The 24,411-nt window shown below is 64.8% G+C and carries 25 protein-coding genes; 21 read left to right on the top strand and 4 right to left on the bottom strand.

The window, feature by feature from the left end; all coding sequences use genetic code 11:
- The first annotated feature begins 17 nt into the window (after positions 1 to 17).
- From ASG86_RS06740 to ASG86_RS06705, 8 genes are all read left to right on the top strand, one after another.
- Complete coding sequence (locus ASG86_RS06740) at positions 18 to 800, top strand: DeoR/GlpR family DNA-binding transcription regulator (RefSeq protein WP_056331835.1); 783 nt, start codon at positions 18 to 20, stop codon at positions 798 to 800.
- Positions 797 to 1,714 carry a 2-hydroxyacid dehydrogenase gene (locus ASG86_RS06735; RefSeq protein WP_056331833.1) on the top strand — a complete coding sequence of 306 codons (918 nt, stop codon included), beginning with the start codon at positions 797 to 799 and terminating at the stop codon, positions 1,712 to 1,714. The genes ASG86_RS06740 and ASG86_RS06735 overlap by 4 nt, the downstream gene beginning before the upstream one ends.
- A gap of 31 nt (positions 1,715 to 1,745) precedes the next feature.
- Positions 1,746 to 2,213 (top strand): SRPBCC family protein, encoded by a 468-nt coding sequence (locus tag ASG86_RS06730; protein WP_056331831.1) that lies wholly within the window; start codon positions 1,746 to 1,748, stop codon positions 2,211 to 2,213.
- Between the two features lie 8 nt (positions 2,214 to 2,221).
- Positions 2,222 to 2,566, top strand: a complete 345-nt coding sequence (locus ASG86_RS06725; RefSeq protein WP_056331829.1) for an iron chaperone — start codon at positions 2,222 to 2,224, stop codon at positions 2,564 to 2,566.
- Positions 2,567 to 2,680: 114 nt separating this feature from the next.
- Complete coding sequence (locus tag ASG86_RS06720) at positions 2,681 to 3,004, top strand: hypothetical protein (RefSeq protein ID WP_056331827.1); 324 nt, start codon at positions 2,681 to 2,683, stop codon at positions 3,002 to 3,004.
- Between the two features lie 242 nt (positions 3,005 to 3,246).
- The gene (locus tag ASG86_RS06715) at positions 3,247 to 3,636 is read left to right on the top strand and encodes a VOC family protein (protein WP_056331924.1); all 390 of its coding nucleotides are present in this window, start codon (positions 3,247 to 3,249) and stop codon (positions 3,634 to 3,636) included.
- A 152-nt stretch (positions 3,637 to 3,788) separates the two neighbouring features.
- Entirely contained in the window at positions 3,789 to 4,142 is a 354-nt protein-coding gene (locus ASG86_RS06710; protein WP_056331825.1) for a cupin domain-containing protein, read from the top strand.
- Positions 4,143 to 4,246: 104 nt separating this feature from the next.
- Positions 4,247 to 4,489, top strand: a complete 243-nt coding sequence (locus ASG86_RS06705; RefSeq protein WP_056331823.1) for a hypothetical protein — start codon at positions 4,247 to 4,249, stop codon at positions 4,487 to 4,489.
- 71 nt (positions 4,490 to 4,560) lie between these two features.
- On the opposite strand, the gene ASG86_RS06700 is transcribed toward ASG86_RS06705, so the two are convergent.
- Positions 4,561 to 5,817, bottom strand: coding sequence for an MFS transporter (locus ASG86_RS06700; protein WP_056331822.1), 1,257 nt, complete (start codon positions 5,815 to 5,817; stop codon positions 4,561 to 4,563).
- Positions 5,814 to 6,275, bottom strand: coding sequence for a MarR family winged helix-turn-helix transcriptional regulator (locus tag ASG86_RS06695; RefSeq protein WP_056331820.1), 462 nt, complete (start codon positions 6,273 to 6,275; stop codon positions 5,814 to 5,816). Before ASG86_RS06695 ends, ASG86_RS06700 begins: the two co-directional genes overlap by 4 nt.
- Before the next feature lie 134 nt (positions 6,276 to 6,409).
- Here ASG86_RS06695 and ASG86_RS06690 point away from each other — a divergent pair, with 134 nt between their 5' ends.
- The 7 genes from ASG86_RS06690 to ASG86_RS06660 all read left to right on the top strand — a co-directional run bounded on the left by ASG86_RS06690 (position 6,410) and on the right by ASG86_RS06660 (position 14,251).
- Positions 6,410 to 6,913, top strand: coding sequence for a DUF3592 domain-containing protein (locus ASG86_RS06690; protein ID WP_056331923.1), 504 nt, complete (start codon positions 6,410 to 6,412; stop codon positions 6,911 to 6,913).
- A 59-nt stretch (positions 6,914 to 6,972) separates the two neighbouring features.
- Entirely contained in the window at positions 6,973 to 7,575 is a 603-nt protein-coding gene (locus tag ASG86_RS06685; protein WP_056331818.1) for an SOUL family heme-binding protein, read from the top strand.
- A 298-nt stretch (positions 7,576 to 7,873) separates the two neighbouring features.
- The gene (locus ASG86_RS06680) at positions 7,874 to 9,928 is read left to right on the top strand and encodes a beta-galactosidase (protein WP_235565118.1); all 2,055 of its coding nucleotides are present in this window, start codon (positions 7,874 to 7,876) and stop codon (positions 9,926 to 9,928) included.
- A 9-nt stretch (positions 9,929 to 9,937) separates the two neighbouring features.
- Positions 9,938 to 10,918, top strand: a complete 981-nt coding sequence (locus ASG86_RS06675; protein ID WP_056331813.1) for an ABC transporter permease — start codon at positions 9,938 to 9,940, stop codon at positions 10,916 to 10,918.
- Between the two features lie 83 nt (positions 10,919 to 11,001).
- The gene (locus tag ASG86_RS06670) at positions 11,002 to 11,871 is read left to right on the top strand and encodes a carbohydrate ABC transporter permease (protein ID WP_235565120.1); all 870 of its coding nucleotides are present in this window, start codon (positions 11,002 to 11,004) and stop codon (positions 11,869 to 11,871) included.
- Between the two features lie 6 nt (positions 11,872 to 11,877).
- Positions 11,878 to 13,512: an ABC transporter substrate-binding protein gene (locus ASG86_RS06665; RefSeq protein WP_056331811.1), complete on the top strand. Its 1,635-nt coding sequence runs from the start codon at positions 11,878 to 11,880 to the stop codon at positions 13,510 to 13,512.
- 49 nt (positions 13,513 to 13,561) lie between these two features.
- Positions 13,562 to 14,251, top strand: coding sequence for a DUF624 domain-containing protein (locus ASG86_RS06660; RefSeq protein WP_056331809.1), 690 nt, complete (start codon positions 13,562 to 13,564; stop codon positions 14,249 to 14,251).
- Here ASG86_RS06660 and ASG86_RS06655 read toward each other — a convergent pair.
- Positions 14,248 to 16,626 carry a glycoside hydrolase family 3 N-terminal domain-containing protein gene (locus ASG86_RS06655; RefSeq protein WP_056331808.1) on the bottom strand — a complete coding sequence of 793 codons (2,379 nt, stop codon included), beginning with the start codon at positions 16,624 to 16,626 and terminating at the stop codon, positions 14,248 to 14,250. The two genes, ASG86_RS06660 and ASG86_RS06655, sit on opposite strands and share 4 nt — an antisense overlap.
- A gap of 263 nt (positions 16,627 to 16,889) precedes the next feature.
- Here ASG86_RS06655 and ASG86_RS06650 point away from each other — a divergent pair, with 263 nt between their 5' ends.
- From ASG86_RS06650 to ASG86_RS06635, 4 genes are read left to right on the top strand one after another with little or no spacing between them, the layout of a single operon-like run.
- Positions 16,890 to 18,020, top strand: a complete 1,131-nt coding sequence (locus ASG86_RS06650; RefSeq protein ID WP_056331806.1) for a Gfo/Idh/MocA family protein — start codon at positions 16,890 to 16,892, stop codon at positions 18,018 to 18,020.
- Between the two features lie 26 nt (positions 18,021 to 18,046).
- Complete coding sequence (locus tag ASG86_RS06645; protein WP_056331803.1) at positions 18,047 to 19,027, top strand: PmoA family protein; 981 nt, start codon at positions 18,047 to 18,049, stop codon at positions 19,025 to 19,027.
- 3 nt (positions 19,028 to 19,030) lie between these two features.
- Positions 19,031 to 19,762: a cupin domain-containing protein gene (locus ASG86_RS06640; RefSeq protein ID WP_056331801.1), complete on the top strand. Its 732-nt coding sequence runs from the start codon at positions 19,031 to 19,033 to the stop codon at positions 19,760 to 19,762.
- 36 nt (positions 19,763 to 19,798) lie between these two features.
- Positions 19,799 to 20,818, top strand: a complete 1,020-nt coding sequence (locus ASG86_RS06635) for a LacI family DNA-binding transcriptional regulator (RefSeq protein WP_056331800.1) — start codon at positions 19,799 to 19,801, stop codon at positions 20,816 to 20,818.
- 79 nt (positions 20,819 to 20,897) lie between these two features.
- On the opposite strand, the gene ASG86_RS06630 is transcribed toward ASG86_RS06635, so the two are convergent.
- Positions 20,898 to 21,290 (bottom strand): VOC family protein, encoded by a 393-nt coding sequence (locus ASG86_RS06630; RefSeq protein WP_056331798.1) that lies wholly within the window; start codon positions 21,288 to 21,290, stop codon positions 20,898 to 20,900.
- Positions 21,291 to 21,679: 389 nt separating this feature from the next.
- On the opposite strand from ASG86_RS06630, the gene ASG86_RS06625 reads away from it, so the two are divergent.
- Complete coding sequence (locus ASG86_RS06625) at positions 21,680 to 22,945, top strand: GmrSD restriction endonuclease domain-containing protein (RefSeq protein WP_056331796.1); 1,266 nt, start codon at positions 21,680 to 21,682, stop codon at positions 22,943 to 22,945.
- A 64-nt stretch (positions 22,946 to 23,009) separates the two neighbouring features.
- Positions 23,010 to 23,729 carry a PASTA domain-containing protein gene (locus ASG86_RS06620; protein WP_200946181.1) on the top strand — a complete coding sequence of 240 codons (720 nt, stop codon included), beginning with the start codon at positions 23,010 to 23,012 and terminating at the stop codon, positions 23,727 to 23,729.
- The last annotated feature ends 682 nt before the right edge of the window (positions 23,730 to 24,411 follow it).

Here is a 24,411-nt window from a genome sequence, read left to right as displayed (position 1 = left end):
GGGAGGGAGAACGGCCGATGAGCACCACACATGAAGAGGCTCCGCTGACGCCCCGCCAGCGCACCATCCTGGATGAACTCGGTCGCAGGGGGTTCATTTCCACCAACGACCTGGCGGAGACGTTCGCGGTCTCCGACATGACGGTGCGGAGGGACACCCGGGTCCTGTCCAAGCGCGGGCTGGCCCGGGTGGTCCACGGGGGCGTCAGTGCTGTGGACGGGCACGGCCAGAACGCAAACTTCGCTGCACGCGTCCGGGAGGACGCGGAGGCCAAGCTGCGGGTGGCCCGGGCCTGTCTATCGCTGGTCGGCGAGCGGGATGCCATCATCCTCGACGCCGGCACCACCACCTACCAGATCGCGCAGGAACTGCCCACGTCCTTTACCGGCACTGTCATCACGCACTCCGCGCCCGCCATCCAGCGCTGCCTGCAGCTAACGGCGGCACGCACTATCTGCCTGGGCGGGGAGCTGCTGCTGGACAGCCAGGCGTTTAACGGCCCCATGACCATCAGCGCCGCCGCCGGCCTCCGTGCCAAGACAGCCTTCATCGGCGTCAGCGGCATCCATGACGAGGCGTTCTATATTGAGCGTGACGTGGAGCGCGCCACTAAGATCGCCCTTATGAATTCAGCCGAACAGGTGGTGGTGGTGGCAACCCATCAGAAGATGCTGCGGTACGCACTGGCGCGGCTGGCGGGTTTCGATGCCGTCGACGTCTTGGTGACGGATGCGCCGCCGCCGCAGGAAATCGAGAATGCCTTGAGGGCCGCCAACGTCAAGCTGATGGTGGCCGCATGACTATCCGCCTGCGCGTCTGCCTGCCCGCCCAAAACCTGCTGGACGCACTGGCCCCGATGGACGGCGTCGACTTTGTTCTCTGGGACCTGACCGGGCCGCCGCCGGAACGCCGGCTGGACCTGGTGGTCCCCGGCTACATGGGCAAACCGTCGGCGCTCTCCGCGCTGGAGGGCGTCGACGTCGGGCTGGTGCAGAGCCAGTCCATCGGGTACGACGGCGTCGCCGCGGTGTTGCCCCAAGGCGTCACCTTCGCCAACGCGGCGGGAGTCCATGAGACGTCCACGGCGGAGCTCGCCGTGGGCATGATGGTCGCTTCCCAGCGCGGTATCCCTGACTTTGTCCGGAACCAGCAAACCGGCGCATGGGACAACAGCCAGCGGCCCAGCCTGGCCGACCGGCGCGTGCTGCTGGTGGGCTACGGGGGAGTGGGCAAGGCCATCGAGGCCCGGCTCCTGCCGTTTGAAACCGAGGTCACCCGGATGGCCAGCCGCGCCCGCGACGATGAGCGCGGCGCCATCCTCGGGATCGACTCGCTCTACGAGCAGCTGCCGCTGCACGAGATCGTGGTGGTCAGCGTCCCGTTGAGCGACGACACCCAGCAACTGGTGGACGCGAAGTTCCTGGCTGCCATGCCGGACGGCGCCCTGCTGGTCAACGTTGCCCGTGGGCCGGTAGCGGACACCGGAGCGTTGCTGGCAGAGACGTCAAGCGGACGCCTCCGGGCAGCCCTGGACGTCACCGATCCGGAGCCGCTGCCCGCTGACCACCCCTTGTGGACCACCCCCGGCGTGCTGATCACCCCGCACGTGGGCGGCGCCAGCTCTGCCATGTTCCCCCGGATGGTCCGGCTGCTCCGGAAGCAGATCGGGCTGCTGCTCGAGGGCAAGGACCCGGTGAACGTGGTCCTCCCTTAACGGCAGCGGCTCCCGCCCCTATGCTTGGCCCATGTCCACCTTTGAAGTCCGCCGCACTGCCGTCATCCCTGCCGCCGCCGAAGAGATCTTTCCACTGGTCAACAACTTCCACGAATGGACCGCATGGTCCCCGTGGGAGGTCATCGATCCGGGCATGAGCCGCCGTTACTTTGGCAGTGAATCCGGGACGGGGGCCGGGTATGAGTGGAGCGGCAACCGCAAGGCGGGCAGCGGCACCATGGAGATCGAGGAATCGGTGCCTTCGAGCCTGGTCCGGATCCGGCTGCAGTTCACCAGGCCGTTCAAGGCGCTGAACCCCACCACGTTCAGCTTCACCCCTGCCCCGGGAGGCACTGAAGTGACCTGGCGGATGACCGGGGAGAACAAGGGCCTGGGCAGGGTGTTCGCGCTGTTCATGAACATGGACAAAATGGTGGGCGCCGACTTCGAACGGGGACTCTCGGCGTTGGCTTCCACAGTCGCGGCCAGGAAGAGCTGAGGCCTCCGGTGGGCGCTGTGGACCAGGCGCTGGCCCATATTGAGGAACCGGACCGCAGCTGCCTGCAGCACGTGGTGGAGCTTGCGCGGACCCTGGCTCCCGACGCCACGGAGGGCATGAGCTACGGCATGCCCGCCCTCAAGCTCGACGGCAAACCGCTGGTGGCCGCCATAGCCACGGCAAAGCACCTCTCGATCTTTCCGTTCTCCTCAGCAGTGGTGGAGGCAGTGGCGGGCCGGCTCGACGGGTACTCGCTGTCCAAGGGAACCATCCGCTTCACAGCGGACCACCTCGTGCCCGACGACGTGCTGGCGGACATCGTCCGGTGGCGGATTGCGGAAATCCGCACGTAGGACAAGGGACGACGGCGGCACGCACCATCCGGACACGGCCACCTCCCAACAGGGGTGCCTCAGGCGGGACCTATGGTCCTTCCCGCGCGGTGCCCGCATGCCTAGCCTGTTGCCATGGCTGACACTCTTGCGTCCCTTGCAGACTCCTTCAAGAACATGGGCGTCGCCCGCGCATACGGCCCGCCACTGAACCTGGGCGGGGAGGAAATCGTGCCCGTGGCCCTGGTGTCCTTCGGCTTCGGCGGCGGCACGGAATCGGAGCAGGGGGCATCCGGCGGCGGTGGCGGCGGCTTCGTTGTGCCGCTGGGTGTGTACCGGACGGTTAATGGCCACGCCACTTTCCGCCCCAACACCATCGCCACGCTGGTATGCCTCGTCCCCCTGGTCTCAGTGGCCGGTGCTGCGATACGTAAAGCGCTGCGGGTGGCCCGGAAATAACCGCACCGGCAGCAGCCCGGTGACGGTCAAATATTCCCCTATTTCGCCCCGGCGCATTCGGTTCCATAATGGCCTCGTAGACTTCGGGAACTTCCCGCCGCTGTCCTGTGCCACGGCGGAAGCAGGGGTTCCAGGCGGCCGCCCCGGCAATCGGCGGGAAGGACGGCCACGAGGCCCGGCGGGGCACGGCCGGACTGTTTCAGGGGGAGAGCAACGCCATTAATGCACAAGGAGAGTCCGTCATGCTCAAGGATCTGCAAGTCATGCCCGTACTGCCCGCAAAGGACATTGACAGGGCAAGGGAGTTCTACCGGGACAAGCTGGGCCTCGAACCCACCCAGACCATTGACAACGACAACCTGGTTTACCAGTGCGGCAACGGTACCGGGTTCCTGCTCTACCGGACGGACAATGCCGGTTCGGCGAAGAACACGCAGATGGGCTGGGGCGCCGAAGACGTGGAACGGGAAGTGGAAGAGCTGCGCAGCCGCGGCGTCGTCTTTGAGGAGTACGACATGCCGGGGCTCAAAACCGAGAACGGCATCGCGACGATGGAAGGCATGGGGAAGGGTGCGTGGTTCCTCGACAGCGAGGGCAACATCCTGAACATTTCCTCCATCCCCGTCACGTAGCCGGCCACCGGAGACAGGCGCACACTCAATCACCTGGCAGCACAGCAGAAGGACGACGCCGGCACTTGCCGCCCAAGCACCCCGCACCCGGGTGCGTGGCAGCGGCGGGCCGGCGCCGCCGTCGTAAGCGGCCTTAAAAGGAAGGCAAAGGCATGGGTATGGAGGAGGAAGCGGCGCCGGAGACAAAAGGCGTCTCAGTGGAGGTGCTGGCGACGGTCGACCTTGACGGCGAGATTGAAGGGATGGAAGGCCGGCAGTTGCGGATGCGGATGGTGACGATCGATCCCGGCGGAGTCTTCGGTCCCCTCCACAACCACGTGGGGCGCCCCGGCACCGTCTATATCCTGCAGGGAACCATCACCGACCACCGTGATGGCCAGACCCGGGAATACGGGCCCGGAGTGGGCTGGCCCGAGGATCGGAACACTTCCCACTGGTTGGAGAACAGGGGAGAAGTTCCGGCGGTGGAAATCTCCGTGGACATCGTCAACAAGCCTCCGTCATAAATCCACGGGTTGTAGAAACCGGTGGCCTAACGGTTTTGTTCCGGGTATCTTGTCCATACCCGTGGTTGAGCAGTCAGCTGGCAAGTTACTCATGGGAGCTGACGATGGACACCGCTGCTGACCGACCACCTGCCGGGTCCATTCGTCCCGGCGCCCCCGCACAGGGCAGGGTGTTCCATGCCTTCCGCCGCTGGCCCCTCGTTCCGGCCGCCGATCTGCTCCTGCTGCGGCACGCACTCGAAGACTGTGATGTCTCCCTGGAACCGGACCAGTCCTACGCCCTCCGGTGCCTCGTCGAGGATGAACTCACGCGCCGCTCGGCGCTTCCGCCCGCCCCAGGCGACTAGACCGCCGTGGGCCGGCGATGCGGGATGTTGGGGGACCGGCCCACGGCCAAAAACAGGCACCCGGGCCCATGTCAGACGGCGGGTTCGCGGCGTCCCAGCGCCATCCGCAACGCGCCCAACAGGGTGAGCCGGTTCCGCCTGGTGACCGCAATAACGGCCGCCACGCCGGCCAGCAGCACAATGATTCCACCGCAGGCCACGGACCAACGGGCGCCGAACTGGCTTCCGATCCAACCGACCAGCGGCGAACCCAGGGCGGTGCCGCCCTGCAGGATGGCCAGGTACAGGGCCAGCACGCGCCCCCGGAACTCCGGCTCCACGGACAACTGGATGCTGGTGTTGCAGCTGTTCAGGAACGTGATCGATGCCAGCCCCACGGGTATCAGGATGCCGGCGTAGACCCAGAATGAGGGTGCCACGCTGCCCAGGATCGTGAAAATACCGAGCCCCAGCGCCCCGCCCAGCAGGAACCTCAGCCGTGGACGGGACCGGCGTGCCGCCAGGAGGGCGCCGGCCAGGGTGCCCACCGCCATGATTGATCCCAGAATCCCGAATTCGCTCGGGCCCATGCGGAACTCGGTGGTGGCCATCAGTGAGTTGATGACGGGGAAGTTCATGCCGAACGCGCCCAGGATGCCCACCAGGACCATGATCAGCATCAGGTCCGGCCTGCGGCGCACATAACGGACACCCTCGGCCACCTGGTGCTTGTTCCGTTCGCCCTTCGCCACCGGGGCTGGCTGGGTGACGCGGATCCTGAACAGCGACACCAGGACGGCCGCGAAGCTCGCCGCGTTCAGCAGGAACACGGGCCCGGTCCCCACCCAGGCGATGAGTACGCCCGCGATGGCGGGGCCCGTGAGCCGGGCCGTGTTGAAGGACGCGGAGTTCAATGCCACCGCGTTGGAGATGTTCTCCTGCCCCACCAGTTCAGAGACAAAGGCCTGGCGCGCGGGCGCATCCACGGCGCTGGCGATGCCCAAACAGAAGGCCGCCACGTACGCATGCCACAGTTGCGCCGTGCCGGTCAGCACCAGGAGGCCGATGGCGAGGCCGGTGAAGGCCATGGCCAGCTGCGTCCACATGAGGATGATGCGCTTCCGGTAGCGGTCGGCGAGCACGCCGCCGTAGGGGCCGAACAGCAGCATGGGCAGGAACTGCAGGCCCGTGGTGAGGCCGACGGCGGCACCCGAGTGGTCCGTGAGTACGGTCAGGACCAGCCAGTCCTGGGCCACCCGCTGCATCCAGGTGCCGATGTTGGAGACGAGCGCGCCGCCGGCCCAGATGCGGTAGTTGGGGTTCTCGAGGGCCCGGAACATCGCACTCATTTGCCGCTCATTTCCTGCATGATGCGGGCCGCCCGGCTGAGGGTGAACCGGTCTTCCTCACTGAGCCCGGCCACGCGCTGGGCCAGCCAGGCCGTCCGCTGGTTGCGTGCTTCCGCGAGGACCCCCCGTCCCGCATCGGTGATATCCACGCGGACCTGCCGTCCGTCGTCGGGGTCCGCGCTCCTGGTGACGAAGCCCTGGTCGGCGAGGGCGTTGACGATCCTGGTCATGGACGGCGCCTGGACGTGCTCACTTTTGGCGAGCGCGCGCAATGTGCTGGGACCGCTGCCGTTCAGCAGGGCGAGGACCGTGTACTGTCCGGGGGTGATGATGTCGCCGGTTGCCTCGACCCGGAGCCTGCGGGAGGTGCGCATCACGGCGGTGCGGAGATCGATGGCGAGGGTGTCCGGGGCGGTGGGGTCTGCAGCTGTCTTGTTCTTCGTTTGGGTAGGGGACATGTATGCGGGTGCGCCTCCTGCTGACGTTCCTTAGCAGTGCTAATTAGTTCTGCTAACTATTATGGTCCGCCTGCTTATCATTGGGCAACAGTTGGAAGAGTGGGTTTGGCAACATGTTCCGGCAGAATGGGGCCGTGACTGGGCGCAGAATTGGAACCCGTAAACCCTGGCTGACCTGGAAGGGGAAACTGAACCTTGCGGTGACCGTTGTGGTCCTTTGCCTGGGCCCGATCCTGATCGGGCTGGGCAGTTTCATGATCAATGCAGATGAGGAGCTTGCCCGGACGGGCACCCGGGCCGCCGGAACGATCGTCCACTTCGACGATGTCACCAAGGCTTCCAAGCGCAGGATTCAGGTGGAATTTACGACGGCGGACGGCTTGCCGCACAAGGCCTTCGCGGCCGTGGACCATGACCAGCATCCCGAAGTGGGCGGCGGGGTCACGGTGGTCCATGCCGAAAACGATCCCGGCCGGGCCATTGTTCTTGGCTATGAGAGCGACGGAGTATGGTTCCGCGGTGTGGGCGTTGTGCTGACCGTCATTTTCGGTGTGATCGGCCTCCTGTTCACGTTTGTGATTGGCAGTGCCGTCCTCCGCGCCAAGTTCCGGAAACCCGCATCGGAGCAAATGGCCTGAGTCCGTCCTGGCCTGTCGGTCTGGCCGCCCAGGCTTTGCGGGCGTAGGCTCTGTCCACTATGACCGAGCAGCAGCCCTATGAGTTGATCCGGCGCTATCCGCATTTCGAACTGCGGTGGTATCCGGAGTATGCAGTGGCCGAAGTGACGGTCACGGCCGACTTTGACCGCGCCGGCAATGCCGCCTTCCGGCATCTTTTTAACTACATCAGCGGCAGCAACGCTGCCCGGCAGAAGCTGGCCATGACCGCGCCGGTGCTCCAGGAACCGGGGCCGCAGAAGCTGGCCATGACCGCCCCGGTGATCCAGAGCGGCCCGTTGCCCGGATCTTCGGCCCCCGCCGAATTCGCGGTGGCCTTCGTCCTTCCGGCTGGAGTGACCGCTGAGACTGCTCCGGTGCCAACCGATCCCAAGGTCAAGGTACGTGCGGTGCCGGGTTCCCTTGCCGCAGTGCTGGGTTTCTCCGGCAGCGGGTCCGCAGCGGCCTTCCAGAAGCGCAACGAGGGACTGCAGGCGGCGCTCATCCTGGCCGGGCTGACTCCTGTGGGTGCGCCCAGGTTCGCCCGTTTCGACCCGCCGTTCAAGCCGTGGTTCCTGCGCCATAACGAAGTGGTCCAGGATGTGCTGGAACCTGCACCGGGTGGAGCGGCTCCGCGCCCCTAGCGGGAGGTAGCTGGGCCTTCTTCCCACCTCAATCCGATACTTTCCTTCACTGGTCCGGAAAGATTGGTGGCAGGTCAGCTCTGTCTGCGATGTCACGATTCCCCTACAGCGGCCTTTGGCGTTGCCGGGTCTGCGCCTTCATCTGCCACCGCCTGCGCCTAGGAGTCTCCTCCCACTTTTACGTTTCTGTTGTTATTGCTGAAACTTTACGATAGTTTCTTGGTGTGATGCAGGTCGCACTGGTGGAGTCCGCGGCCAACATGCCAACTAAAGGACGATGATGACCAGCGAGCGCAGCATGAGTACCTCGGAACACCGCCTCAAACACCTGCGCCAACGGCTGGGCGGCATCGCCTATGGGGGCGACTACAACCCCGAACAGTGGCCCCGCGAGGTGTGGGACGAGGATGTCCGGCTCATGAAGGAAGCGGGCGTCAACCTGGTCACGCTGGCCGTCTTTTCCTGGAGCCGTCTTGAAACGGCGGACGGCGTCTACGACTTTGGCTGGCTGGACGAGATCATGGACCTGCTGCACGCGAACGGCATCGGGGTGGACCTTGCCACTCCGGACGCTGTCCCGCCGGCCTGGCTGATCGCCGGGCACCCGGACATCCTGCCGGTCCTGGCGGACGGCGCCACTTTTGGTTTTGGCTCCCGGCAGCACTTCGATGTTTCCCACCCTGTCTATCGGGAAAAGTCCCTGGCCATGGCGGAGAAGATGGGGGAGCGCTACGCTGCCCACCCGGCCCTGTGCATGTGGCACGTGAACAATGAATATGGGCCGGTGTCTTACGGCCCGCATGCAGACCGCGCCTTCCGGGAATGGCTGCAGGCAAAATACGGGGACCTGGAAAACCTGAACCGCGCTTGGAGCACCGATGTGTGGGGCCAGCGCTACTCCCACTGGTCGCAGGTCAACGCCCCTGCCCAGCCCCGCACCTGGTCAAACCCGTCCCGCCGCCTGGATTACCACCGCTTCACCTCGGACAGCATGCTGGAGCATTACAAGGCCGAACGGGACATCCTGCGCCGGTACACGCCGGACCTGCCGATCGTCACCAACTTCATGCGCTTCTACAAGAACAACGATTACTGGGCCTGGGCTGCCGAGGAAGATGCCGCGGCCCTGGACATCTATCCGGACCCACGCGAAGAAGACGCCCACGTGGCTGCGGCCCTGAATTTCGACCTGATGCGTTCCCTTCGCGGAGGCCAGCCCTGGCTGGTAATGGAACAGGCCACCGGCGCGGTCAGCCAATGGTCCGTCAATGTCTCCAAACTCCCCGGCAAGATGCGGCTGGGCTCCTACCAGGCCATCGCCCAGGGCGCCGACGCCATCCTCTTCTTCCAATGGCGCCAGGCCAGGGGCGGCACCGAGCGTTTCCACTCCGGCATGGTCAACCACGCCGGACCCAATACGCGCATCTTCCGGGAAGTCTGCGAACTGGGCCAGGAACTCAAGGGCGTGGGCGGCATCACAGGCACCCGCTCCAGCGCCAAGGTGGCCCTTGTCTTCGACTGGGACTGCTGGTGGGCCCTGGAACTGGGTAATTCCCCGCGCTCTGACCTGAACTACGCCCAGGAAGTCCTCCGCCTTTACCGGCCCTTCTTCGACGCCAATATCCCCGTGGACTTCGTGAACACAAGGAGCGACCTCAGCCAGTACCCTCTGGTGGTCCTGCCGGCGTCGTACCTGCTGACTGACGAGTCCGCGCAGCGGTTTGAGGACTATGTTGCCGCCGGCGGCCGCTTGGTGGCCAGCTACCTCTCCGGCATCGTGGACCCGGACAACACCATCCGCCTGGGCGGCTACCCGGGCGCACTGCGCAAGGTCCTGGGGGCATGGAGCGAGGAGATGCACCCGCTCGCCGGTGACGGTGAGGCAGTCAAGCTTTCAACAGCCGACGGCGGCATGGCCTCAGCGGATTACTGGACCGAGCACCTGCACACCACCACTGCGGACGTTATTGCGAGCTACGCCTCCGGCCGGCTGGAAGGTGCGCCGGCTGTTACCCGCAACAGCTTCGGCGCGGGCACTGCCATGTACCTGTCAGCCCGGGTGGACAGCACTTTCCTGGCGGAACTGCTCGACGCCGAACGGAGCGCTGCGGGGATCCGTCCCGAACTGGACGCTCCGCTGGGAGTGCAGGCCCGCCGTCGTGCCGGCCACGGACGCAGCTATCTGCTGGTACTGAACCACAACGACGCTCCCGCCAGGGTGGACGTGGGGGCAGGCGGCACGGACCGGCTCACCGGAGCGGACGTCACCGGCACGGTGGAGCTCGCCGCCAACGGCGTCCTGGTGCTGGAGGAAACACCCACAAACAACGCAGCCGCAGAAACCGGCCGGTAGGAGGCAGTCATGGCCATGCGATTGGAAGTACCTCCCGAGGCGGTTTCCGCCGACTCCGACGCGGGAACCAACAAACCGCGGAACAAACCCGGCGGCTGGAAGCTGGCCATCAAACGGGACTGGCGGCTCTACACCTTGGTGCTGCTGCCGCTGGCCTACTTCGCCATCTTCCGGTACCTGCCCATGGCCGGCAACGTCATTGCGTTCCGGCAGTTCCAGCCGGGCGGCAGCATCTTCGGCGAGAAATGGGTGGGCCTGAAATACGTCACCCTGTTCATCAACGATCCCAGCTTCTGGCAGGCGTTCCAGAACACCATCATCCTGGGCGTGCTGACGCTGCTGTTCTGCTTTCCCATGCCCATCATCTTCGCGCTGATGCTCAATGAACTGCGCTCGCAGAAGTTCAAGAAGTTCGTCCAGACCGTGGCATACCTGCCGCACTTCATGTCCGTGGTGATCATTGCCGGCATGATCCTGCAGAACTTCTCCATGACAGGCACGGTGAACCAGATCGCCAACACGGTGTTCGGCACCACGGTGAACTTCACCCAGGACGCCGCCTGGTTCCGGCCCATGTACATCAGCTCCGAGGTGTGGCAGACCATGGGCTGGGGCGCCATCCTCTACCTGGCGGCCCTTACCAGGGTGGATGAGTCCCTGTATGAGGCGGCCCGGATCGACGGCGCCAACCGCTGGCAGCAGACCTGGCATGTGACCCTGCCTGCCATCCGGCCCACCATCATCACCCTGCTGATCCTTAACATCGGCACGTTCATGGCCGTGGGCTTCGAAAAGATCCTGCTCATCTACAACCCGCTGAACTACGAGACCTCCGACGTCATCTCCACCTACCTGTACCGGGTGGGCCTGGAGTCCAGCAACTTCAGCTATGCGGCGGCGATCGGCATGTTCGAATCCGTCATCGGCCTCACGCTGATTCTCTCCGCCAACGCCATTTCCAAGCGGCTCGCAGGAACGAGCCTCTGGTGAAGGGGGCAACTGTGAAAGGGACTGCCGTGAAAGCAACCGGCGTGAAAGCAGCACCAAAGGACACAGGGGTCCTGGTTAAAGACATGAAGGTTTCACGCAGCATGCGGGTTTTCCGGGTGGTGAACCTGGCCTTCCTGCTGGTGGTGGTGTTCCTGACTGTGTATCCGTTCCTGAACATCCTGGCGCAGAGCTTCTCCAGCGAGGGATTCATCAACGCCGGCCAGGTCAACCTGTTCCCCATGGGCTTCAACACCGAGACCTACCAGCTGATCCTGGCCGACTCGACATTCTGGCGGAACTACGGCAACACGGTCCTGTACACAGTGGTGGCAACAGCCATCTCGATGGTGCTCACCACCAGCTTCGCCTACGCCATCGCCAAGAAGGACCTGAAGGGCCGCAGCGTGTTCATCGGCATCGCGGTGTTCACCATGTTCTTCAACGGCGGACTGATCCCCAACTATGTGCTCATCACCTCGCTGGGTATGCGCGACACCCTCTGGGCCGTGGTGCTGCCCAATGCCATCAGCGTCTTCAATCTGCTCATCATGAAGTCCTTCTTCGAGAACATGCCGCGGGAACTGGAGGAAGCGGCGGCCATTGACGGCCTCACCCAGTACGGCGTGCTTTTCAAGGTGGTCCTGCCCCTGAGTAAGGCCATCGTCGCCACCATGGTCCTGTTTTACGCAGTAGCCAACTGGAACTCCTGGTTCCAGGCGTTCCTTTACCTGGACAACCCGGACCTGTTTCCGGTGACCATCTACCTCCGAAACATGATTGCCGGCGTCACCACTGCAGGCTCTGCCGGCGGCACGGCGGAGAACGTGGGCCAGATCGCCGCGAACATCCAGTCGGTCACCATCGTCCTCACCGTCATCCCCATCCTTTGCGTCTACCCGTTTGTCCAGAAGTACTTCTTTTCGGGCGTCATGCTCGGCTCCGTCAAGGAATAACCCGTTATGAAAGGAAAACCCATGATCCGCAGACGAGACTTCCTCGGCCTGTCCGCGCTCGCAGCCTTCGGCCTGGTGATGGCGGGGTGTGACTCCGATTCCGGCGCCAAGGCCGATACCTCAAAGGCCCGCAATGGGGCGATGGACAGCTTCGGGCTGGGGGATACGTTCAAGGCGACGACGCCGCTGAGCTTCACCTTCCTGTTCAGTGACCAGCCCACCTACCCGTACAAGAAGGACTGGCTGCTGTTCAGCAAGATGGCCAGCGACAACAACGTCACACTGGAACCCACCATCGTCCCCAGCAGCGATTACGAACAGAAGCGCAGCCTGCTGATCAGCTCCGGCAAGGCACCGGAGATCATCGCCAAGACCTATCCGGGGCAGGAGAGCGCATACGTGTCCTCCGGCGCCGTCCTTCCGGTCAGCGACTACGTGGACCTCATGCCGCACTACCAGGACAAGATCAAGAAGTGGAAGCTGGAACCTGAGATTGCCGGCCTCACCCAGCAGGACGGCAAGTACTATGTCCTGCCCGGCGTGCACGAGGAACTCTGGCCGGACTACACCCTGGCCTTCCGGACCGACGTGCTGGAAAAGGACGGCATTGCCGAGCCCAAGACCTGGGACGAGTTCCGTGAGGTGCTGCGCAAACTCAAGAAGAACCATCCCGACGTGGTGCCGTTCTCCGACCGGTTCAACGGCAACAGCGTGCTGAACATTGCCGGTACCGCGTTTGGTACCGTCGCAGGCTGGGGCCTGGTGGACGGCCTGACCTTCGATGAGGGCAAGAAAGAGTTTGCCTTCGGTGCCGGCAGCAGCCAGTTCAAGGACCTGGTGACCTACTTCAACTCCCTGGTCTCAGAGGGCCTGATGGACCCGGAAAGCTTCACCCAGACCGATGACGCCGCTATCCAGAAGTTCACGTCCGGAAAGTCGTTCGTTATCAGCGCCAACTCGCAAAACATCATCACGTACCGCACGTCAATGGAACAGTCCCTGGGCAAGGGCAACTTCGCCGTCCGCAAGATCACGGTGCCCGGTGGCCCGGCCGGCGACATCATCGGCGGCTCCCGGCTGGAAAACGGCATCATGCTGAACTCGTCCGTCAAGGACAAGGACAGCTTCGTGGCGCTGATGCAGTACATCGACTGGCTGTTCTACAGCGACGAAGGCCAGGAGTTCGCCAAGTGGGGCGTGCAGGGAACCACGTACAACAAGGAAGGGGGCAAGCGCGTCCTGGCCAAGGACATCAACTTCCAGGGCCTGAATCCGGCGGGAACCAAGGACCTGCGGGTGGATTACGGCTTTTCGGGCGGCAACTTCGCCTACGGCGGCACCACGGACCTGCTCCAGTCCACCTTCAATGAGGAGGAGCTGGCATTCCAAAAGGCCATGAAGAGCAAGAAGCCCAGGCCCGTTGCCCCTCCCGTGCCCTTCAGTGACACCGATCGGGAACAGGCAACACTGACCCTCACGCCCCTGAAGGACCACGTCAAGCAGAACACCCTGAAGTTCATCACGGGCCAGCGAAGCCTCTCCGAGTTCGACGCCTACGTCAAGGAGCTGGACAGCAAGGGCATGGGCAAGTACGTAGAGTTGGCCAACAAGGCCTACAAGGCATACGCCGATAAGAAGTAGGGCGTACGACGGCGGCCGCGGGCTGTCAGCAGTGACCGAAAGGCAGTCAGTGGTTCAGAAGAAGGCGGAGTACGGTGCCGGCCCCCTGTTCAGGGCGGCCGGCACCGTGGCCGGCGTGATGATGGGCTCGGCCCTGCTGGTGCTCGCCAACGCACTGCTGGTGGTGGCACTGCTCGCGGTGCCGTTCGTTGGGACATGGCCGGCCGTCGTCGCCCTCCTCCCGGCGGGACCGGCCCTGGCCGCATGCATGTATGCGTTCAACCGGCTGCTGGCCGGCCAGGAGACCGGGGTCTACCGGGACTTCCTGCGGGGCTACCGGATGAATGCCGGCCAGGCCGTAAAGGTCTGGACGCCGTACCTGCTGGTCCTGGCCGTGGTCGGCGTCAACCTGGCGGGGCTGCCCGCCTTTCTGGGGCCTGCCAATCCCGTCGAACCGGCCCTGCGGCTGGCGCTGCTGGTCCTCGGACTGCTCGTGGCCACCGCGGGCCTGAACGCGTTGCTGCTGTTGTCCCGCTTTTCGTTCCGAACCAGGGACCTTTACCGTCTGTCCCTGTACAGCTTCAGCGCAAGCAAACGCGTCTCCGTGGGCAACGCCGGCATCCTCTTCCTGGCCGCAACCCTGCTGCTGATGACCACCGCGTACCTGCTCCCCGTCGTCGGCGGCACGGTGGTTTTCCTGGTGTGCCTGAACTCCCGCCCGCTGCTAAAGCTGGTGGAGGAGAAGTTCACCGCTGCCTAGTGCAGCGTCACCGTCACCGGCGTCAGCATCTCCCGCCCGTAACCCACCGCGCGGCGCCCGCCTTGCAGGATTACCTCGTGCGTGTGGATGTCTTCGGTGCTGGACGTGGCCACGTGCAGCTTCACCAGGCCGGGGGTGACTACCCGCTTCAAGTCCACTCCAGTAAATGACGTTCGGTCGGCGTGCACCGTGAACTCCACCCGCGCTGATGCGCCGGTAGCCAGTTCCGCCCTGGCATAGCCAATCAGCTCGCGGACCGGCCGCACCACCTCGCCCACCGGGTCCTCCAGGTACAGTTGCACCACTTCAGCGCCGTCGGCCGGGCCGGTGTTGGTCACCGTAAGTGCCACCGTGACGGCATCCGTGGTGGACATGGTGGGCGCACTGGCCGCGTGGCCGGAGAACTCGAACGAGGTGTAGGAAAGGCCGTGGCCAAAGCCGAACAATGGCGAAGGGTCCAGCGCGCTGACACCGGATGGTCCGGCCAGTCGGCTGTGCAGGTAGGTGCCTGGCTGTCCGCCGGAGGTTCGAGGTACTGAAACCGGCAGTTTGCCGGACGGGTTCACGGCCCCGGTCAGGACGTCCCAAAGCGCTTCCGCTCCCTCCTCACCAGGGAAGAAGCCCTGGATGATTGCGCCGGCCCGTTCCGCGAAGTCGCCCAGGGCGTACGGCCGGCCGCTGAGGACCACGACGACGGACCGTGTGCCCGCAGCCTGGGCTGCGGAAAGCACCTGGTCAAGCATGCGGTGCTGGTCACCAGGCAGTTGAAGGTCAGCTGCGTCATTGCCCTCGCCGGATGTGCCACGGCCAAAGAGGCCAGCGTTGTCGCCCACCACGATCACACAGGTGTCCACTGCGGCGGCGACATCGCAGGCCTCCGCGATCTGTTCGTCGGTGATGGTCTCGCAGGTGCCCGTCGCAGCGCTGTGCATCGTTTCGAAGCGTTCCCTGCCGGCCGCGGCCACGGTGGGAACGCGAATGCCCATGGGTACGTCCGGGTGGGACGCGCCCACATGCGCGTCAAAGGAGTAGCAGCCCAGCATGGCGAAGGGATCTTCCGCCAGCGGCCCCACCACGCCAAGCGACGCCGTGGCCGCGGCCGGAAGCGGCAGTGTTGGGCCGCCGTCGTGCGTCCTGTTGGTCAGCAGCACCAGGGACTGCGCAGCCATCTCGCGGGCCAAAACGCGGTTGTTTGCCGGGTCCAGGTCGATGGCTCCGGATGCAAGGACCGGGGGAGCGGGGTCAAAATCCGGTGCGAGCAGCCCGGCCTCCTGCTTCTGCCGCAGCACGCGGCGAAGGGCGGTGTCCACCAGTGATTCGGAAACCTCGCCGGACCGCACGCGTTCCAGCAGTGGCCTGCCGTAACAGTTCACCGTTGGCAACTCCACGTCGACGCCGGCTGTGAGGGCCAGGGCAGCTGCCTCACCGGAATCGGCTGCCACGCCGTGGGTGACGTTCAGGAAAGCGATGCCGAAGTAGTCCGCCACCACCGTGCCGGCGAATCCCCACTCCTCGCGCAGCAGCGACGTGAGCAGGGCCCGGTTGGCGGCTGCAGGGATGCCGTCGGTGTCCGTGTAGGCATGCATCACGGAGCGGGCGCCGCCATGTTTGAGCGCCATCTCGAACGGTGGGAGCATCACGTCCGCCAACTCGCGCGGGCCCATGGACACTGGAGCATGGTTGCGCCCGGCGCGGGAAGCAGAGTAGCCAACGAAGTGCTTGAGCGTGGCCACAATCCCGGCCCCTTCCAGGCCGGAGACATAGGCGCTGGCCACCGTGCCCACCAGGTAGGGGTCCTCGCCGATGGTTTCCTCCACCCTGCCCCAGCGCAGGTCGCGGACAACGTCCAGCACGGGAGCCAGTCCCTGATGGACTCCGAGCGCCCGCATCTGCTCACCAATCAGCCCGGCCATCCGCCGCACCAGCGACGGGTTGAACGTGGCGCCCCATGCCAGCGGGACGGGGAAAGCGGTGGCTTTCCATGCAGCCAAGCCGGCCAGGCATTCCTCATGCACCTGGGCGGGGATCCGGAAACGGGAGGCAGCCATGATCTGTTCCTGCGCCGCGGCAAGCCGCCGGGCACCCTCGGCTGGCTCCAAAGGAACTGTGCCGTACATGCGCGTGATCTGCCCCAGTCCCGAGGCGATCATCTCCTCCCAGGAGCGCGAATCGCCGGCCATCTCGTTCTGCAGCGGCGCCACGGAGTCCCCGTCCGTGGAGGCGTTGACCCACACCCCTGCCAATTGGGCGAGCTTCTCCTCCAGGGTCATCTGGCGGACGAGATCATCGACGGAAAGACCCTCGGCGATCTCACTGGGGTTGTTGCCCGCGGAGGGGGAGGGGATGGCGTGCTTTTCGGCGGCACCGCTGGTCACGGGCATTCTCCTGATCGTAGGACTTTCTAAGAAAGTATCAGAAACTAATTGTTAGTTTCTAGGCCTGAAAGCATTGACTAGCTCGTCAAGAGCCTCCTACGGTTGAAGCAACGGCGGGCAATTGCGCCCTGTACGTTCCTTGGAAACTTCAAGAGCATCATGGAAAGTTTCTACCCTGAACGAATAAGTCAGCCAGTGCCAAGGCCACTGGACGGGCCGGGCACCTTCCGCCCACCATCATTCACTGCAACGACGGAGAGAACATGCGGACGTACAGAGTGGCGATTGTCGGAACCGGCGGGATCGCGGCGGTCCATGCGGACAACCTGGCCCGAACGGACGGCCGGGCACAACTCGTGGCGGCCTGCGACGTGGACCAGGGCCGGCTGGACGCCTTCGCCGGGAAGCACGGCATTCCCGCCACCTACCTCACCCTGGCCGATCTGCTCACCGAGGCCAAGCCGGACATCGTGCACCTCTGCACGCCGCCCATGCTCCACATTGACCAGGCCCTTCAGTGCCTGGCAGCTGGCGTCAACGTGCTCTCCGAGAAGCCCCCGGCACTGAGCCTTGCGGATTTCGACCGCCTGGAAAGTGCCCAGACTCAGGGCGGCGCGCAGTTCTCCTGCGTGTTCCAACACCGCTTTGGTGACGCATCCACCGCCGCCCAACAGCTGATCGGCGGCACTGACTTCGGCCGACCGCTGGTGGCACGATGCGATACCCTTTGGTACCGTCCGGACAGCTACTGGGACCTGCCCTGGCGGGGTACCTGGAACGCCGAGGGCGGTGGACCCACCATGGGCCACGGCATCCACCAGTTCGATCTGCTCCTGCACCTGCTGGGGCCCTGGGAGGAAGTGACCGCCGTCGCCGCCAGGCAGGCACGTGCCACCTCCACCGAGGATCTGTCGGCCGCCCTTGTCCGGTTCGGCAACGGCGCGGTGGCCACAATGATCAACTCGCTGCTCTCACCCCGGGAAACCTCCGATATCCGGATCGACTGCGAGTTCGCCACCGTGGAACTGAGCCACCTCTACGGCTACAGCACAGACAATTGGACCATCACCGCGGCACCCGGCCATGAGGACCAGGTCACGCGGGCGTGGAACAGCAAGCCCTTGGAGCGCGGAAGCGGACACGCGGCCCAGTTCCTGGCTATGTACGATGCGCTCGACGCCGGCCGCCCACTCCCGGGCGACGCGGCGTCGGCACGGCAAACCCTGGAGCTCGCAGCCGCCATTTACGCTTCCGCCTTCACAGGGCGGGCAGTGCGCCGCGGCGAAATTGTTTCCGGCCACCCGTTCTACGGCGGAATGGACGGGGACGGGCTGGGCGCGAAGGTCCTGGATTCCACGGCCCTCAACCGGCCCGCCGTCGACGCCGCTGTCTGAACACCACACCCAAAGGAGCCATCAGCATGAGCACCCCCCTGTCGACCGCCAGATCTTCCGTGTCCCCCGCCAAATTGAGCTTTGACGACGACGGAACGGCCCTCACCTTCAGTGCCAACGGCCGGCCCGTCGCCACCTATACCTACAAGCCCACTGATGACCAGTACGAGAGCCCCCGCCCGTTCTTCCACCCGCTCACTACCCTGGGCGGGGATGTGGTGACCATTTCACGCCCCTGGGACCACGTCTGGCATAAGGGACTCTCCTGGGCGCTGCCCAACGTCGGCCCGCACAACTTCTGGGGCGGTGCCACCTACACACGCGCCACCGAGTACGCCAACCTGGACAACAACGGCGCCATGACCCACGGGTCCTTTACGGGCATCGACCAGTCCGGCGCCGGCATCACGGCGTCGGAATCCCTGACCTGGACCTCACAGGACGGGGATCCGGTCATCGCCGAGAGCCGCCGGTTCAGCCTCCAACTGCTTGAAGACCCTGTGACGGACGGCAGCGAAACCGAAGGGGCCTACGCCATCCTCTTTGAAACCAGGATGAGCAACATCTCCGGCGAGGAGATCCGCATCGGCAGCCCCACGACGGAAGGCCGGCACAACGCCGGATATGGCGGCCTCTTCTGGCGCGGCCCCCGGTCCTTCACCGGTGGCGGGTTCCGCAACCAGGACGGTGCCGGTACGGACGAATTCATGGGCACCCGCTCACCGTGGGTCGCCTTCACCGGCAAGCATGACGTCACCTGCCGGTCCTCCACCATCGCGTTCGTAGAGGACAGTACCAACCCCGGCGCGCCCAACCAGTGGTTTGCCAGGTCGTCCATCTTTGCCTGCCTGGGCTCGGCCCCTTTCTTCAGTGAGGAGGTGTCCCTCCGCGAGGGGGCGCCGTTGACGTACCGCTACGCCGTGGTGATTGCCGACGGCGGCGTGGACGCAGAACGCGCACAGGCCCTTGCGGATGCTGCGCAGGCAGCACTTCGCAGCTGGGCGTAGGGCATGGGCTCCACCTTTCCGGGTGCCACCGGGCTCTCCGAAATCAGCATCTATGACTGGCCGGGCGCTGACGGGGCCGCCGGCGGATCGCCGCACCTGCACACTGCGTCCACCGAGGCGTACGTGGTGCTGCAAGGAGCCGGCCGGCTGGAGACGCTGGACTCGCGCGGCTTCACCTCCACGCCGCTGGTACCGGGGGTGGTGCTGTGGTTCACCCCCGGAACCGTGCATCGCGCCATTAACGATTCAGGCGATCTCCGAGTCCTGGTGGTGATGCAGAATGCCGGGCTGCCCGAACACGGCGATGCCGTGATGACGTTTCCGCCTGGATACCTTCGTGACGCGGAAACGTACCGGAGCGCAGCAGCGTTGGAACACAAGGACGCCGACGCCGGACTGGCCGCGGCGGAGGAAGCCGCACGCCGCCGTCGTGATTTGGCCCTGGAAGGCTACTGGTCGCTGAAGCAAGCCGTGCTGGCCTCCGGCCCGGCCGGCTTGGCGGACTTCCACATCGCGGCTGCCCGTCTGGTCTCGGACAGGACCGGGACCTGGGCAGACGTGCTGGCAGCGGGAGCCGCACGCCAGGCAGAGGCCACCCGGCAGCAACTGGCTTCCCTGGATAGAGCGGAAAGTATCTATCTCGGGGAGGCGCGAACTACGATGGGAAAACGGGAAAACCGCAGAATCTACGGCATGTGTGGCCGAATCCAGACGTGGGAACTTTCCGATAACTAGCACCGGGCGCATGACCCGGGTGAAAGGGCGGTTTCCGTGGTGAGCAAGCAGGACACCAGGCGCGCGACGATCAGTGAGATTGCCCGTGAGGCCGGGGTTTCGGTTCCCACTGTGTCCAAGGTGCTGAACGGGCACGCGCATGTGGCGGCCGAGACCCGCGCCCGGGTGGAGGAGATCATTGCACGGCGCGATTATGCCCGCCGCCCCGCCAAGCGCAGGCAGAAAGCCGGCCTGGTGGATCTGGTGTTTCCGGGACTGGGCTCGGAGTGGGCGCTGGAGATCATCGAGGGCGTGGAACGCGTGGCACAGGACGCGGGCTACGGAACCGTGGTGAGCAGCCTGAACCTGGATGGGTCGCGCATTCGGCCCTGGCTGGCCAACCTCGCGGAGCGGAAATCGGATGGACTGCTCATGGCCGTCTACCAGCTGGATGCCAAGCAGATCCAGCGCGTCAAATCGCTGGGAATCCCCGTGGTGCTGATCGATCCCGTCGGCCAGCCCGGACCGGACCTGATGACTGTGGGTGCGGCGAACTGGGAGGGCGGCTACTCGGCCACGGACCACCTGCTGCAACTGGGGCACAAACGGATCGCCATGATTGGTGGCCGCGAGGACCTGCAGTGCAGCAGCGCACGCGAGGACGGCTACATCTCGGCGCTGCGGCGCGCGGGCATTGCCCTGGACCCGGCGTTGATGGTTCCCGGCGACTTTTCCATTGAAGCGGGTGAGGCGGCAACGCGGAAGCTCCTGGAGCTGCCGGACCGTCCGACGGCGATCTTCACCGGCAACGACGACCAGGCCCTCGGTGCCTACCGGGCTGCGCGCTCTGCCGGTCTGCGCATTCCGGAGGACCTGTCCGTCATTGGGTTTGACGACATTCCCGCGGCCGAGTGGATTGAGCCCGGGCTGACCACCATCAGGCAGCCGGTAGTGCAGATGGCCGAAACCGCCATGCGGGCACTGCTCCGGCACCTGGACGGGGACGAGGAGCTGCCGCAGCGGATCGAACTTGGCACCGAGCTGGTGGTCCGGGGCTCCACAGCGCCGCCGGCCTAAAAGTAGTCCCGCAGTTTCCGGCGCCCGCTCACTTTTGGCAGAGTTTGCGACGACGCCCGCTCACTTTTGCCATTAGCTTCTATGGTTTGTGCGCGTCCCGGATACCCGGCGGCGTCGCGCCCTGCATGACCCAGCGGTTGCCGTCCGGATCGCTGAAGTAGGCGAAGAGGACCCCGCCAAGGTCCTGGATCTCGCTGATGTCCGCGCCCCGCCGGACCAGTTCGGTTCGGACATCGGTGATGTCCGGGACCACCAGCTGCAGCCCCTCCAGGCTGCCCGGTGCCATGGTGGTCATCCCGGTGCCGATCACCACCGACGTGGCCGAACCCGGAGGAGTCAACTGGACCACCCTCATGCCCGGAATGTGCTCCACGTCGTGGTCCAGCACGAAGCCGAGTTTTTCTATATAGAACGCTTTCGACCTGTCGACGTCGGAAACCGGGACCTGGACAACCTCGAGCCGCATCTGCATCCGGCCACTTTATCTTTGCGTCCTGCTCCAAGGGAACGGCCGCCGGATAAACCTGTCTTGGGCTGTAAATGCCGCAAATTGTTAAGCACAGAACTCCTATTGCGTCCCTTTCCTCAAGGTCCCATCAAGACTGGCTGAATGTTGGCCGAGGACGCATTGGATACCCGTTTTCAGCCTGCATTGGCCCATAGGCTCGTGGCGATGAGTTTGCCGGGCTAAGCAGCAGGCCCGGCAAATGTGGGGGACCGTTATCGGGACCCCTCGAAAATGGGGAAAGAACGTCCGACTACGAAACCCTTTTGGGGTTTGTTCCGCCTGCGCCGGCACCGAAGCCGCCGCGGAAACCACGCATTTCAACGTTTATCGTTGCTGGCCTCACCGCACTCTTCATGCTCTTGGGATCTCTGAGCGGCGGAATCGGCGGAGCCCTGATGTTCCTGGGTATTTCGAGTGCACTCACCGGCCTGTACGTCCTGCTTACAGGGCGGCGTTCCTGGGCTTGGCTCCCGGCAAAACGCAGGGCCGGTGCCGTCGCGATCGCCGCCTCCTTCGCCCTCTTCGTTGCCGGTGCTGTCGCATTGCCGCACGTTGCGAGTGCGGACCTGGAGACAGCCTCCGCGGAGAGCACTGCCAAGGCAGCGCCCGCCAAAGCCAGCCCAACCGCAACAGTGAAGGCATCGCCGTCGTCCACGCCAACTCCCACCGCTGACAGCACGGCGGAGCCCCTCGACCCGGAGAACCCCTACGTTCTTGCGGCCGGCGTCACCGCCACCGCGCCCAACGCCCAGCCCGCTTACGCGACAAAAGCGATCGATCTGCTGGCCACCCTTCCCATCAAGGGCCGGGCGCCGAAGACCGGCTATGACCGGGCGCAGTTCGGCCAGGCGTGGGCGGACGTGGACCGGAACGGCTGCGATACCCGCAACGACATCCTCAAGCGCGACCTCACCGGTATCACCTACACGAACAGTGTTCCCTGCAAGGTTCAGACGGGGACCCTGACCGATCCCTACACGGGCAAGACCATCAGTTTCGTCCGGGGCTCGGGTACCAGCACTGCTGTCCAGATTGACCATGTGGTGGCGCTGAGCGATGCCTGGCAAAAGGGCGCCCAGCAGTTGAGCACGGAGCAGCGGACGGCGTTTGCGAACGATCCGCTGAACCTGCAGGCCACGGACGGGCCCACCAACCAGCAAAAGGGCGACGGCGACGCAGCCACCTGGCTGCCACCGAACAAGGCCTTCCGGTGCGAGTACGTGGCCCGGCAAATCTCGGTGAAAGCAACATACGGGCTGTGGGTCACGCAGGCGGAGCACGACGCGATGGCGCGCATCCTCGGCGATTGCTCCGGGCAGTTGGCCCCGACAAACCAGCAGGCTCCGGCTCCAGCACCGGCCGTGGCTGAACCGGCACCTGCTCCCGCACCGGTCGCTCCTGCTCCCGCACCGTTCGCTCCTGCTCCAGCTGCACCCGTTGCACCTGCGCCCGTCGCGCCGGCTCCAGTGGCACCTGCTCCCATTGCACCCGCACCTGCCGCCGCTTACTACGCCAACTGCACCGCGGCGAGAGCTGCTGGAGCGGCACCCCTTTTCGCCGGCCAGCCCGGCTACCGGCCCGCCCTGGACCGGGACTCCGACGGCATCGCCTGCGAATAAGCCCACCCTTGCCCGGATTCTCCGGACGCACTTTTAACACCATCACGCATTCCTAGGGGGAATCATGAAAGTAAATTCCAGTCCTGCACGTACCAGGATGAACAAGACGCTGGCTCTGGCTGTGCTGGCCGGCGTCCTGCTGACAGGCTGCGGGGGCCAGCAGGCGGCAACCCAGACCACAGCGACCGCAGCCGCAACCCCTGTGGCTGCGGTTGCCGAGAATGTTGCCGTTCCCGGCGTAACCGGCCTGACCCTGGACAAGGCGACGGAGCAGCTGGAAAAGCTCGGGTTCAAGGTTGATGCTGTGGACTCCGCCCACGGCAAGTCGATCATGGTCAAGAAGAACTGGCAGGTGATCTCCCAAGATCCTGCCAACGGTGCACGGGCAGCGAAGGGCACTACCGTGCATCTGGACGTCAAGAACCTGGACGACGTGGCCGCCGAGAAGGCAGCTGCCGAAAAGGCGGCAGCTGCCAAGATTGCGGCTGAGAAGGCTGCAGCCGATCAGGCGGGCGCGGCGAAGGCTGCCGCTGAGAAGGCCGCAGCGGATAAAGCCGCTGCGGATCAGGCCGCCGCCGCGAAGGCTGCAGCTGACCAGGCTGCGCGGGACGCTGCTGCGAAACTTGCTGCTGATCAAGCGGCTGCCCAGCAGGCAGCGCCGGCACCAGCGCCCGCGCCTGCCGTGCCCAACAGCGGTGGCGCCATCATCTGCAACGACGGCTATGTTTGGCCTGGGACTACACGTCAGGGCGCTTGCAGCAGGCACGGCGGCATTGCCAAATAGCCGAAACGCCCTGCTGGCTGCAGTAGTCCGTTGAGTCTGAACGCTGCGTCACAGGCACGGGCAATAGGACGAGCCGCGGTGCCTCCTTCTGTGAGGTGTCCGCGGCTCGTCTGGTTTAAAAGCTGCTGCGGGACAGCATTTGGAGAGGGAAACGTGGGCCAGGCGTTCTGTGTTGCAGCACACAGAACGGAATTACGACGGCGGGAGGCGGCATGAGTGCCGTAGTGGCCGTTCCTGCCCGGAATTCCGCGGATTTTTTGTCCCCAAAGGTCGATTTGCGGTGGGGGTTGTGTGCGGGTATTGTTTTCTGAGTCGCCGCCGCTGAAGCGGAAAGATAGCGGCCAAACCCCTTACCGAACAGCCTGAAAATGGTTCGCCTCTTGGCGTGCCGGACGTGGGGGCGGGTATTGTTTTCTGAGTCGCCGCCGCTGAAGCGGAAAGATAGCGGCCAAACCCCTTACCGAACAGCCTGAAAATGGTTCGCCTCTTGGCGTGCCGGACGTGGGTGGGGCCGGTTCCAGAGCAGAGATGATCGCGGAAACGCTGATTTGCGAAGCTCCTTGAAACCGGGTAAGTTTGAAAAGTTGCTCCGGAGCGATCCTGAACGGAATGTTTGGGTGGTGCCGGGTGTGTCTGTTGTTTGAGAACTCAATAGTGTGCCAAGTTTGTTGATACCGATTTT

Source organism: Arthrobacter sp. Soil764 (assembly GCF_001428075.1).
Lineage (GTDB): Bacteria > Actinomycetota > Actinomycetes > Actinomycetales > Micrococcaceae > Arthrobacter.
The sequence above is the reverse complement of the archived record's forward strand: the minus strand, read 5'-3'. Positions and strand labels throughout refer to the sequence as shown.